Raw genomic sequence first — 12737 nt, 5'->3', positions numbered from 1 at the left:
GTTTCGCATCTTTTACCGCTGGGCATAGGCCCGTACACACCCGAGAATCGCACCCCCGTGCGCCCCCGTGGGCAATGGAGCCCGCACCCCTCGGTGTCCGCATGCTGGAACGGACTATCCAGTTCCCGAGATGCGTTCCATCATGTAACCTGCACGAAATTTCGCAGAGGGCCAACGTCGTCCCTCGGCACTGCTTCCCCAAGTTCTCGACTTCGCTCGAGCAGGGGAGGCCCCATCTGCCAAGACGACGACGGGAGAGCCGATGCGTTCCGACGCCTGGTCGCCCATGGACGGTCGACCCGCCCAGCAGGGGATGTACGACCCCCGTAACGAACACGACGCCTGCGGCGTAGGGTTCGTGGCCACCCTCACCGGTGTTGCCAGCCATGAGCTGGTCGAACAGGCGCTGACCGTACTGCGCAACCTCGAACACCGGGGTGCCACCGGCTCCGAGCCCGACTCCGGTGACGGCGCCGGCATCCTGCTCCAGGTCCCGGACGCGTTCCTCCGCGAGGTCACCGACTTCGACCTGCCCGAGGCGGGTTCGTACGCTGTCGGCATCGGCTTCCTGCCCCTGGAAGAGAACGCCGAAGCCGTCTCGAAGATTGAGACGATCGCCGGCGAAGAAGGCCTCACCGTGCTGGGCTGGCGCGAGGTTCCCGTCACGCCCGCACTGCTCGGCAACGGCGCCCGCGCCACCATGCCCGCCTTCCGCCAACTGTTCGTGGGCGACGGCAGCTCGTCCCAGATCGCGCTCGACCGCAAGGCCTTCGTGCTGCGCAAGCGCGCCGAGCGGGAGGCCGGTGTCTACTTCCCGTCGCTCTCCGCCCGGACCATCGTCTACAAGGGCATGCTGACCACGGGCCAGCTGGAGCCGTTCTTCCCGGACCTCTCCGACCACCGCTGCGCCACCGCCGTCGCCCTCGTGCACTCGCGGTTCTCCACCAACACCTTCCCGTCCTGGCCGCTGGCCCACCCGTACCGCTTCGTCGCGCACAACGGCGAGATCAACACGGTCAAGGGCAACCGCAACTGGATGGTGGCTCGCGAGTCCCAGCTCGCCTCCGGTCTTTTCAACTCCGGCGCCGGCAAGCTCGACCGCATCTTCCCGGTCTGTACGCCGGACGCCTCCGACTCCGCGTCCTTCGACGAGGTGCTCGAACTCCTCCACCTCGGCGGACGCTCGCTGCCGCACTCGGTGCTGATGATGGTCCCCGAGGCGTGGGAGAACCACGAGTCGATGGACCCGGCACGCCGTGCCTTCTACCAGTTCCACGCCACGATGATGGAGCCCTGGGACGGCCCTGCCTGCATCACCTTCACCGACGGCACCCAGGTCGGCGCGGTCCTCGACCGCAACGGTCTGCGGCCGGGCAGGTACTGGGTGACGGACGACGGCCTCGTGGTTCTCTCCTCCGAAGTCGGTGTTCTCGACATCGACCCCGCGAAGGTCGTCCGCAAGGGCCGCCTCCAGCCCGGCAAGATGTTCCTGGTCGACACCGCCGAGCACCGCATCATCGAGGACGACGAGATCAAGGCGGCGCTCGCCGCCGAGAACCCGTACAAGGAGTGGCTGGAAGCCGGCGGGATCGAGCTGGGGGACCTGCCCGAGCGCGAGCACATCGTGCACACGCACGCTTCGGTCACCCGCCGCCAGCAGACCTTCGGCTACACCGAGGAAGAGCTCCGCGTCATCCTCGCGCCGATGGCCCGCACCGCGGGCGAGCCGCTCGGCTCCATGGGCACCGACTCGCCGATCGCGGCGCTCTCCGAGCGCCCCCGGCTGCTCTTCGACTACTTCACCCAGCTCTTCGCGCAGGTCACCAACCCGCCGCTGGACGCCATCCGCGAAGAGCTGGTGACGAGCCTGCGCTCCACGCTCGGCCCGCAGGGCAACCTGCTGGAGCCGACCGCCGCGTCCTGCCGCAGCGTCACGCTGCCCTTCCCGGTCATCGACAACGATGAGCTGGCGAAGCTGATACACATCAACGCCGACGGCGACATGCCGGGCATGAAGGCCGTCACGCTCTCCGGTCTCTACCGGGTCTCCGGCGGCGGCGACGCGCTGGCCGCCCGCATCGACGCCATCTGCAAGGAGACCGACGCGGCGATCGAGGGCGGCGCCCGCCTGATCGTCCTGTCCGACCGGCACTCCGACGCCGAGCACGCGCCGATTCCCTCGCTGCTGCTCACCGCGGCCGTCCACCACCACCTCATCCGCACCAAGCAGCGCACCCAGGTGGGCCTGCTCGTCGAGGCCGGTGACGTGCGCGAGGTGCACCACGTCGCGCTGCTCATCGGCTACGGTGCCGCGGCGGTCAACCCGTACCTCGCGATGGAGTCCGTCGAGGACCTGGTCCGGGCCGGCACCTTCATCGAGGGCCTGGAGCCCGAGCAGGCCATCCGCAACCTGATCTACGCGCTCGGCAAGGGCGTCCTCAAGGTCATGTCCAAGATGGGCATCTCGACGGTCGCCTCCTACCGCGGCGCCCAGGTCTTCGAGGCCGTCGGTCTCGAAGAGGCCTTCGTCCAGAAGTACTTCATCGGTACGGCCACCAAGATCGGCGGCGCCGGTCTCGACGTCGTCGCCAAGGAGGTCGCCGCCCGGCACGCCAAGGCCTACCCCGCCTCCGGCGTCCCGTCCGCGCACCGCGCCCTGGAGATCGGCGGCGAGTACCAGTGGCGCCGCGAGGGCGAGCCGCACCTGTTCGACCCGGAGACGGTCTTCCGCCTCCAGCACGCCACGCGTACCAAGCGGTACGACATCTTCAAGAAGTACACCGACCGCGTGAACGAGCAGTCCGAGCGCCTGATGACGCTGCGCGGGCTCTTCGGCTTCAAGAGCGACCGGGGCCCGATCCCCATCGCCGAGGTCGAGCCGGTCTCCGAGATCGTCAAGCGCTTCTCGACCGGTGCCATGTCGTACGGATCGATCTCGCGCGAGGCGCACGAGACGCTCGCCATCGCCATGAACCAGCTGGGCGGCAAGTCCAACACCGGTGAGGGCGGCGAGGACGCGGACCGCCTGTACGACCCGGCGCGCCGCTCCGCCATCAAGCAGGTCGCCTCGGGCCGCTTCGGCGTCACGTCCGAGTACCTGGTCAACGCGGACGACATCCAGATCAAGATGGCGCAGGGCGCCAAGCCCGGCGAGGGCGGCCAGCTGCCCGGCCACAAGGTCTACCCGTGGGTCGCCAAGACCCGGCACTCCACCCCGGGTGTCGGTCTGATCTCGCCGCCGCCGCACCACGACATCTACTCCATCGAGGACCTGGCTCAGCTGATCCACGACCTCAAGAACGCCAACCCGGCCGCCCGCATCCACGTGAAGCTGGTGTCCGAGGTCGGCGTCGGCACGGTCGCCGCGGGTGTCTCCAAGGCGCACGCGGATGTCGTCCTCATCTCCGGCCACGACGGCGGTACGGGCGCCTCCCCGCTCACCTCGCTCAAGCACGCGGGCGGCCCCTGGGAGCTGGGCCTCGCCGAGACCCAGCAGACGCTGCTGCTCAACGGCCTGCGCGACCGCATCGTCGTGCAGACCGACGGCCAGCTGAAGACCGGCCGAGACGTGATCATCGCGGCGCTGCTCGGCGCCGAGGAGTTCGGTTTCGCGACCGCGCCGCTCGTCGTCTCCGGCTGCGTCATGATGCGCGTCTGCCACCTGGACACCTGCCCGGTCGGCATCGCCACCCAGAACCCGGTGCTGCGCGACCGCTTCTCGGGCAAGCCCGAATTCGTCGTGAACTTCTTCGAGTTCATCGCCGAAGAGGTCCGCGAGATCCTCGCCGAGCTCGGCTTCCGTACGATCGAGGAGGCCGTCGGCCACGCCGAACTCCTCGACACCGACCGGGCCGTGACGCACTGGAAGGCCCAGGGCCTCGACCTGGAGCCGCTCTTCTACGTCCCCGAGCTGCCCGAGGGTGCCGTGCGCCACGCGGTGACCGCGCAGGACCACGGCCTTGCGAAGGCGCTCGACAACGAGCTCATCAAGCTCGCCTCCGACGCCCTGGAGGCCGACTCCGCCGAGGCCGCCCAGCCGGTCCGCGCCCAGATCGCGATCCGGAACATCAACCGGACCGTCGGCACCATGCTCGGCCACGAGGTGACCAAGAAGTTCGGTGGTGCGGGCCTGCCCGACGACACCATCGACATCACCTTCACCGGTTCGGCCGGCCAGTCCTTCGGCGCCTTCCTCCCGAGCGGCGTGACGCTGCGCCTGGAGGGCGACGCCAACGACTACGTCGGCAAGGGCCTCTCCGGCGGCCGCGTCATCGTCCGCCCGGACCGGGGCGCCGACCACCTCGCCGAGTACTCGACCATCGCGGGCAACACGATCGCGTACGGCGCGACCGGCGGCGAGCTGTTCCTGCGGGGACGCACCGGCGAGCGGTTCTGCGTCCGCAACTCCGGGGCGACGGTCGTCTCGGAGGGCGTGGGCGACCACGGCTGCGAGTACATGACCGGCGGCCACGCGGTGGTCCTCGGCGAGACCGGCCGCAACTTCGCGGCGGGCATGTCCGGCGGCATCGCCTACGTGATCGACCTGGACCGGGACAACGTCAACTCCGGGAACCTGAACGCCGTCGAGGCCCTGAGCGACACCGACAGGCAGTGGCTGCACGACGTCGTGCGCCGCCACTTCGAGGAGACCGGCTCGACCGTCGCCGAGAAGCTGCTCGCCGACTGGTCCGTGCACGTGGACCGCTTCAGCAAGATCATCCCGACCACGTACAAGGCAGTGCTCGCCGCCAAGGACGCCGCTGAGCTCGCCGGTCTCTCCGAGCAGGAGACCACCGAGAAGATGATGGAGGCGGCGACCAATGGCTGACCCCAAGGGCTTCCTGACCACCGGGCGCGAGGTCGCCACGACCCGCCCGGTGGGCGAGCGCCTCAAGGACTGGAACGAGGTCTACGTTCCCGGTTCGCTGCTGCCGATCATCAGCAAGCAGGCCGGGCGCTGCATGGACTGCGGCATCCCGTTCTGCCACAACGGCTGTCCGCTGGGCAACCTCATCCCCGAGTGGAACGACTACGCCTACCGCGAGGACTGGTCGGCCGCCTCCGAGCGCCTGCACGCCACGAACAACTTCCCGGAGTTCACCGGGCGGCTGTGCCCGGCTCCGTGTGAGTCGGCGTGCGTGCTGGGCATCAACCAGCCCGCCGTCACGATCAAGAACGTCGAAGTCTCGATCATTGACAAGGCGTGGGACACCGGCGACGTCAGGCCCCAGGCGCCCGAGCGCCTCTCCGGCAAGACCGTCGCGGTCATCGGCTCGGGCCCGGCGGGCCTGGCCGCCGCCCAGCAGCTGACCCGGGCCGGCCACACGGTCGCGGTGTACGAGCGCGCCGACCGCATCGGCGGTCTGCTCCGTTACGGCATCCCCGAGTTCAAGATGGAGAAGGTGCACATCAACCGCCGCATCGAGCAGATGCGCGCGGAGGGCACCAAGTTCCGCACCGAGGTCGAGATCGGCCGCGACATCGACGCCGCGAAGCTGCGCAAGCGGTACGACGCCGTGGTGATCGCGGCGGGCGCGACCGTCTCCCGCGACCTGCCGGTCCCGGGCCGCGAGCTGACCGGCATCCACTTCGCGATGGAGTACCTGCCGCTCGCCAACAAGGTCCAGGAGGGCGACTTCGTGGCCCCGCCCATCACGGCGGCGGGCAAGCACGTGGTCGTGATCGGCGGCGGTGACACCGGCGCGGACTGCGTGGGCACCGCCCACCGCCAGGGCGCTGCCTCGGTCACCCAGCTGGAGATCATGCCGAAGCCGGGCGACGAGCGTGCGGCGGGCCAGCCCTGGCCGACCTTCCCGATGCTCTACAAGGTCACCTCCGCGCACGAGGAGGGCGGCGAGCGGGTCTACTCCGTCTCGACCACCCACTTCGAGGGCGACGAGGACGGCAACGTGCAGTTCCTGCACCTCGTCGAGGTCGAGTTCGTCGACGGCAAGCTGACCCAGAAGCCGGGCACCGAGCGGAAGATCCCCGCCCAGCTGGTCACCCTCGCCATGGGCTTCACCGGCACCGACCAGGCCAACGGCCTCGTCCAGCAGTTCGGCCTGGCGCTGGACGAGCGCGGCAACGTGGCCCGCGACGCGGAGTTCGCGACCAACGTCGACGGCGTGTTCGTCGCCGGAGACGCGGGCCGCGGCCAGTCCCTGATCGTGTGGGCGATCGCCGAGGGCCGCTCGGCCGCCCGCGGCGTCGACCGCTACCTGACGGGCGCGAGCGACCTGCCGGCCCCGATCCGCCCGACGGACCGGGCCCTCACGGTCTGAGTCCGCTCCGCACAGACGTCCCGTACAACGACGTACGGAACTGAGCACGGCGCCTGCCCAACTGTCCCCGACCGGACGACAGGGCGGGCGCCGCGCGCGTTCCGGCCCGGCCGTGGGCCACCCCTGCCCGCTCTATTGACTAAAAGTCAATTCCGCTCCACTCTCGGGACGAGCCGCCGTCCGCCACCGGGAGGTCCCGTGAGCAACGAAGCGCTGTCGCAGTTGAGTACGGAGCTGGGGGCGGCGCCCCCGGACGGATTCGCCAAGCTGACGGAGAGTCAACTCGCCCTGCTCGCCGACGCCTTGCGCACGGAACGCGAGGCGCGGGCCGCCGGGCTCGAAGAGGCCGCCGAAGCGGCGCTCACCCTCGTGCCCGCCCTCGCCCGCGGTCCCGTCCGCCGCATCCTCTTCAAGTGAGCCGGGTGATCCAGATGGACAAGCTCCGCAACCGGGCCGAGACCGAGAAGATCGCCGCGCTGCTCGGCGCGGACCCCGACCGCCTTGCCTTCCTCGACGCCCTGCCCGCCGACGACGTACGCACGCTGCGCGAGCAGGCCGTCGCCGCGCTGTTCGACGGCACGCCCGACCTGCTGGACCGGATCGCCAGGGCCACCAGACTGGTCCCGGCTGGCGTCGCCGCCGCCATCTCGCAGAAGGCTTTGGGGCCGCGCCTCGCCGCCGCCGTCGCGGGCAAGCTGGAACCGGCGCGGGCCGCCGACATCATCGAGAAGCTCCCGGTGCCGTTCACCGCCGAGTCCTGCGCCCACCTGGACCCGCGGCGCATCGCGGGGATCGTGGACCGCCTGGACGAGAACCTCCTGGTACGGATCTCGGTCGCGCTCGCCGAGCGCGGCGACCACCTCACCATGGGCCGGTTCGTCGGCCATCTGCGCGACTCGGCGCTGATCCGCATCCTGCCCCAGGTCGGCGACGCCGTCGTCCTGCGCACCGGCTTCGCCATCGATCTGCCCCAACGCCTCGGCAGGATCATCGAGTTGATGGGCGAGGAGCGGCTCGCCGAGGTCGTCGCATCGGCCGCCGACGGGCTGTGGCCCGAGGCGCTCGCCGTCGCCGCGATGGTGCCCGGGGAGCGGCGCGGCAAGATCGCCGCGCTCGCCGCCCGGCAGCCCGAGGACCGGCTCGACTCGCTGGTGCGGACGGTCGCCGAGCAGGACCTGTGGGAGTCCCTGCTCCCGCTGGTGGCGCTGCTCGGCGAGGAGGACCGCCGGGCCGTCGCCGTACTGCCGTCCCTGGCGGATCCCGCCGTGCTCGCCGGGATCGTCCCGGCGGTCGTGGCGACCGCGCTGTGGGCGGAGTTCCTGCCGCTGGTCGAGCTGCTGCCCGAGCGGTCCCGCAAGGTCATGGCCGACGTGGCGGGCGCCCTCGCGGACGAGGACCTGGACGCGCTGGCCCGCGAGATCGACAAGCAGAACCTGTGGGAACCGGTCATGCCGCTGGTCGAGTTGATGGACGACGCCGCCAAGGAGCGGATCTTCGCGCTGCCCGCCTTCCAGGGCTAAGGGGTGTCCGATGGGTCAGGGTCGGACCCCGGCCATGACCCGCCGGACACCCCCTGGGCGGGGTAGCGGCCGTGGTGGCCCGGTGGCGTAACCTCACCACTCCACCGGCTGCTGCGGAAGGGATCGTACGGTGAGGATGCTGCGGGCCACCGACAGGACGGCCGTGCCGTGGAAGAACGGCGGCGGTGTGACGCGGAGCATCGCCGCCCACCCCGAAGGCGCCGGGACGGCCGACTTCGAGTGGCGGGTGAGCCTCGCCGAGGTCGGCGCGGACGGCCCCTTCTCCGGCTTTCCCGGCGTGGACCGGATCCTGACGGTGGTCGAGGGCGCCGGAATGGACCTCACCGTCGGCGGCCAACGACGGCTGGTGGACGAGCAGTTCGCGCCCCAGAGCTTCCCGGGCGACGCCCCCACCGAGTGCCGTCTCCTGGCCGGGCCCGTCGTCAACTTCAACGTGATGTACCGCCGGGGGCGCCCCGCGCCGACGGTCGCCGTGGTGCGGGGCGCCCTGACGGTCGCCGGGCCCGCGCTGGTCGTCGCGCTCGACGCGCCCGCACGGGTCGACGGCGTGACCCTCGACCGGTACGACGCGGTGCTGACCGACGAGGGCGGCGCGACGGTACGGGCCGAGGGGCGCGCCGCCGTCGTCACGTTGCCGCGCTCGGGCGAGGTCGCGTCGCCGATGCAGTAATCAGGACAGAGCTTGTCCGCTGTCTGCGGTTTGCTGGAACCATGGCATCCAACGAGACAGCGCGCACGGCGGTCGGCTGGTCGGACTTCCGCGGTGCGGAGCCGCAGTTCGCAAAGACCGTCGAGGCGCGGTTCAAGCAGTACAAGCACCATGTCCTCGCGACCCTCCGCAAGGACGGCTCGCCCCGGGTGACCGGCCTGGAGGTGGAGTTCCGGGACGGCGAGCTGTGGCTCGGCATGATGCCCAACTCGATGAAGGCGCTCGACCTGCGCGGCGATCCGCGCTTCGCCGTCCAGGCGAACCCCGGCCCGGACGCCGAGATGGCCGACGGCGACGTACGCGTCAGCGGGCGCGCAGTGGAGGTCACCGACCCCGCGGTGCTGGCACGGTTCGCCTCCCAGGTGGCGCCGCCCGAACCCTTCCACCTCTTCCGCGCCGAGCTGACCGAAGTCGTGCGCACCGGTGTCGAGAACGGTGAACTGGTCGTACGGGCCTGGCGACCCGGCGCCGCCCTGCGCACCCTCAGGCGCGGCAACAGCGACGAGGGAGTCCGCGAGGACGCCTGAGCCCTGGCGCCCGAGGGGCGGCGAGCTCAGCCGGCCAGCACCTCGGCCCGGCACTCGCCGGGCGACCCCCACGCCTCCCGCAGCGCCCGCGCCTTGCGCAGCCACAGCGACAGGTCGAGCTCGTCGGTGTAGCCGACCGCGCCGTGCAGTTGCAGTGCGGTGCGGGCGGCGGCGTACGCGGCCTCTCCCGCCGTCACCTTCGCCGCCGCGACATCGCGCGGCGCGAGCGACAGCGCCGCCCCGTAGAGCAGCGGCCGCGCGAACTCCACCGCGACCAGCGTGTCCGCGAGCCGGTGCTTGACCGCCTGGAAGGAACCGATGGGCGTACCGAACTGGGTGCGCTGCTTGACGTACGCCACCGTCCGGTGCAGCAGGGTCTCGGCGACCCCGAGGCACTGCGCGGCCGCCGCGAGCCGCGCCCACCCCGTGGCATGCGCGACGGCATCCGCCAACTGCGGTGCGGTGGCGATGAGTTCACCGCCGGGCAGTGGCCGGGACAGGCGCCGGGCCGGGTCGATGGAGGGCTGGACGGGCCCGTGCCCCGGGGCGAGCCGCAGCTCACCGCCGCCGACGGCCAGCACCGCATCCGCCGCGTCCGCGTCGAGCGCGTACGGGCCCCGGCCCGGGAACAGGACGCTCGCCACGCACTCGCCCGCGACCATCCCCGGCAGCAGCCGCTTGGCCGGGCCGCTCTCGCCCAGCTCCGCGAGCCGGGCGAGCAGGCCCGTCGCGGCGACCGTCTCGACCAGTGGACCCGGCACCGCGTGGCGCCCCAACTCCACGAAGGCCACGGCCAGTTCGACGGGCAGCGGTCCGACGCCCTCGTACGCCTCGGGCGCGGCGAGCGCGAACACCCCGGCCCCGGCGAGGCGGGACCACAGGGCGCGGCCGGGCCCGGGATTCCCCGCACCCCACTCCCGTACCACCGAAGGCGTTTCGGCGGCGGTCAGCATCGCGTCCAGGGAGCGCGCGAAGTCGAGCTGTTCCGCATCGAGCAGGAACCTCATCAGCGCCGGCCCTTCGGGAGGCCGAGCAGCCGCTCGGCGATGATGTCGCGCTGGATCTCGTTCGTACCGGCGTAGATTGGACCGGCGAGTGAGAAGACATAGTTTTCCGACCAACTGCCGTGTGCAGGAGCCTCGTTGGCGGCGTCGGACAGTTCGCCGTAGGGGCCGAGGAGGTCGAGCGCCGTCTCGTGCAGGGCGATGTCGTAGTGCGACCAGAACACCTTGTTGAGGCTGGACTCGGCGCCGATCGACTCGCCCGCCGCGAAGCGGGAGGCGTTGGCGCAGGTGAAGAGCTGGTAGGCGCGCGCCCCGATCACCGCGTCCGCGACCCGGTCCCGCAGCGCCGTGTCGGCCGGATCGCCACTCGCGCGCCACAGTTCCATGAGGCGCGCGGCGCAGGCGAGGAAGCGGCCGGGGGAGCGCAGCATCAGACCCCGCTCGTTGCCGGTGGTCGACATGGCGATCCGCCAGCCCGCCCCGGGCTCGCCGATCACGTCCTCGTCCGGGACGAACACGCCGTCCAGGAAGAGCTCGGCGAAGGCCGGTTTGCCGTCGAGGCGCCCGATGGGCCGGACCGTCACCCCCGGTGCCCGCAGGTCGAACATCAGATAGGTCAGGCCCTGATGGGGCTTGGCCGCGTCCGGATCCGTACGGAAGATGCCGAAGGCGCGGTCGGCGAACGCGGCCCGCGACGACCACGTCTTCTGCCCCGACAGCAGCCAACCCCCTTGAGTGCGCACGGCCTTGGACCGCAGCGAGGCGAGGTCGGAACCCGCCTCCGGCTCCGACCAGGCCTGTGCCCAGACCGTCGCGCCGCTCGCCATGTCCGGCAGGATCCGCGCCCGCTGCTGGGGCGTCCCGTGGTCGAACAGGGTGGGCGCGAGCAGGTTGATGCCATTCTGCGAGACGCGGCCGGGGGCGCCCGCCGCGAAGTACTCCTCCTCGAAGGCCAGCCACGTGAAGATGTCGACGCCCCGGCCCCCGTACTCCTTGGGCCACGACACGACCGACCAGCGGTCCGCGGCCAGCTCCGCCTCCCACGCGCGGTGGGCGGCGAAACCGGCCTCGGTCTCCAGGGAGGGGAGCGGGGCGGCGGGGACGTGCGCGGCGAGCCAGTCCCGCGCCTCGGCCCGCAGGGCCTCCTGGTCGGGGGTGGGGTCCAGGTCCATGGTCGGGGTGCACCATCCTTCCCTAACAAGTGTTTGGTAGGTTAGCGTGGCGCCGTGACGGACAACAAGGCCCGGTACGTGCCGGGACACGGGCTGCTCGACGGCCGCACCGCCGTCGTCACGGCGGCGGCCGGCGCCGGAATCGGCGGCGCCACCGCCCGCAGGCTCCTGGAGGAGGGCGCCCGGATCGTCATCGGCGACGCGCACGCCCGCCGCCTCAAGGAGACCGAGCAGGCGCTCGCCGGAGAGTTCGGCCCGCACAACGTCGCCGCCCTGCCGTGCGACGTGACGGACGAACAGCAGGTCGCCGCCCTCTTCGCGCTCGCCGCCCGCGAACACGGCGGACTCGACATCGTCGTCAACAACGCGGGCCTCGGCGGTACTTGCTCACTTCTCGACATGACCGACGAGCAGTGGTCCAAGGTCCTCGACGTCACCCTGAACGGCACCTTCCGCTGCACCCGCGCGGCCCTGCGCGCCTTCAAGGACTCCGGCCGCGCCGGCGTGATCGTCAACAACGCGTCCGTCGTCGGCTGGCGCGCCCAGGCCGGCCAGGCCCACTACGCGGCGGCCAAGGCGGGCGTCATGGCGCTCACCCGGTGCGCGGCGATCGAGGCCGCCGGCTTCGGGGTCCGGGTCAACGCGGTCGCGCCGTCCCTGGCCATGCACCCCCACCTGGTGAAGGTCACCTCCGCCGAACTGCTCGAAGAGCTCACCGCCCGCGAGGCGTTCGGCCGGTACGCCGAGCCCTGGGAGGTCGCCAACGTCATCGTCTTCCTGGCCAGCGGCTACTCCTCGTACCTGACCGGCGAGGTCCTCTCCGTCAGCAGCCAGCACGCCTGACGGGAGCAGCACAATGGTCGGGTGCCAACGAACAAGAAGAAGACGCAGGTGACCGCCTCGCCCGAGCGGCGCCGTGAACTCCTCGCCACGGCGGCCGAGGTGTTCGCCGCCCAGGGGTACAACGCCACCACCGTCCGCAGGATCGCGGACGAGGCGGGCATGCTCGCGGGCAGCCTCTACTACCACTTCGACTCCAAGGAATCGATGCTTGACGAGATCCTCTCGGCTTTCCTGAACGAGCTCTGGGAGGGGTACGACACCGTGCTCGCCGCCGGGCTCGGCCCCCGGGAGACCATCGAGGCCCTCGTCACCGAGTCCTTCCGGGAGATCGACCGGCACCGCGCCGCCGTCGCGATCTACCAGAAGGAGGCCAAGCACCTGGTGGACCAGGAACGCTTCCACTACCTCGCCGACTCGCAGCAGAAGTTCGAGAAGGCATGGCTGGGCACGCTGGAGCGCGGGGTCGCCGCCCACGCCTTCCGGGCCGACCTGGACATCCGGCTCACCTACCGCTTCGTCCGCGACACCGTGTGGGTGGCCGCGTCCTGGTACCGCCCCGGCGGCCGGCACAGCCCGGAGGAGATCGCCTGTCAGTACCTCTCCATGGTCCTGGACGGAATCGCCGTACGTACGTAACTCAACTGTGTGGATGGGGAGTTG

At 71.2% G+C, this 12737-nt stretch carries 10 protein-coding genes; 8 read left to right on the top strand and 2 right to left on the bottom strand.

Annotation, left to right across the window (positions count from 1 at the left end; genetic code table 11):
• The first annotated feature begins 262 nt into the window (after positions 1 to 262).
• The 6 genes from gltB (at position 263) to ACIBK6_RS07805 (ending at position 9058) form a co-directional block, all read left to right on the top strand.
• The gene (gltB, locus tag ACIBK6_RS07830; RefSeq protein ID WP_399049715.1) at positions 263 to 4828 is read left to right on the top strand and encodes a glutamate synthase large subunit; all 4566 of its coding nucleotides are present in this window, start codon (positions 263 to 265) and stop codon (positions 4826 to 4828) included.
• Positions 4821 to 6281 (top strand): glutamate synthase subunit beta, encoded by a 1461-nt coding sequence (locus ACIBK6_RS07825; protein WP_399049713.1) that lies wholly within the window; start codon positions 4821 to 4823, stop codon positions 6279 to 6281. The genes gltB and ACIBK6_RS07825 overlap by 8 nt, the downstream gene beginning before the upstream one ends.
• Positions 6282 to 6479: 198 nt before the next feature.
• Positions 6480 to 6698, top strand: a complete 219-nt coding sequence (locus tag ACIBK6_RS07820) for a hypothetical protein (RefSeq protein ID WP_399049712.1) — start codon at positions 6480 to 6482, stop codon at positions 6696 to 6698.
• Entirely contained in the window at positions 6695 to 7801 is a 1107-nt protein-coding gene (locus ACIBK6_RS07815; protein ID WP_399049711.1) for a hypothetical protein, read from the top strand. The genes ACIBK6_RS07820 and ACIBK6_RS07815 overlap by 4 nt, the downstream gene beginning before the upstream one ends.
• 136 nt (positions 7802 to 7937) lie before the next feature.
• Positions 7938 to 8492, top strand: coding sequence for a HutD family protein (locus ACIBK6_RS07810; RefSeq protein WP_399050169.1), 555 nt, complete (start codon positions 7938 to 7940; stop codon positions 8490 to 8492).
• Positions 8493 to 8533: 41 nt separating this feature from the next.
• Positions 8534 to 9058: a pyridoxamine 5'-phosphate oxidase family protein gene (locus ACIBK6_RS07805; protein WP_399049709.1), complete on the top strand. Its 525-nt coding sequence runs from the start codon at positions 8534 to 8536 to the stop codon at positions 9056 to 9058.
• Positions 9059 to 9084: 26 nt separating this feature from the next.
• Here ACIBK6_RS07805 and ACIBK6_RS07800 read toward each other — a convergent pair whose 3' ends face one another.
• Together ACIBK6_RS07800 and ACIBK6_RS07795 are read right to left on the bottom strand one after the other, a co-directional pair.
• A complete protein-coding gene (locus ACIBK6_RS07800) occupies positions 9085 to 10065 on the bottom strand; it encodes an acyl-CoA dehydrogenase family protein (RefSeq protein ID WP_399049707.1) in 981 nt (326 codons plus the stop codon).
• Positions 10065 to 11234 (bottom strand): acyl-CoA dehydrogenase family protein, encoded by a 1170-nt coding sequence (locus tag ACIBK6_RS07795; RefSeq protein WP_399049705.1) that lies wholly within the window; start codon positions 11232 to 11234, stop codon positions 10065 to 10067. Before ACIBK6_RS07795 ends, ACIBK6_RS07800 begins: the two co-directional genes overlap by 1 nt.
• A gap of 54 nt (positions 11235 to 11288) precedes the next feature.
• Here ACIBK6_RS07795 and ACIBK6_RS07790 point away from each other — a divergent pair, with 54 nt between their 5' ends.
• Positions 11289 to 12077 carry an SDR family oxidoreductase gene (locus ACIBK6_RS07790; RefSeq protein ID WP_399049704.1) on the top strand — a complete coding sequence of 263 codons (789 nt, stop codon included), beginning with the start codon at positions 11289 to 11291 and terminating at the stop codon, positions 12075 to 12077.
• A 21-nt stretch (positions 12078 to 12098) separates the two neighbouring features.
• Positions 12099 to 12713, top strand: a complete 615-nt coding sequence (locus ACIBK6_RS07785) for a TetR/AcrR family transcriptional regulator (RefSeq protein WP_399049702.1) — start codon at positions 12099 to 12101, stop codon at positions 12711 to 12713.
• Positions 12714 to 12737 lie beyond the last annotated feature (24 nt).

It is taken from the genome of Streptomyces sp. NPDC050485 (assembly GCF_044458185.1).
GTDB lineage: Bacteria > Actinomycetota > Actinomycetes > Streptomycetales > Streptomycetaceae > Streptomyces.
This window is presented reverse-complemented; position numbering and strand designations above follow the sequence as displayed.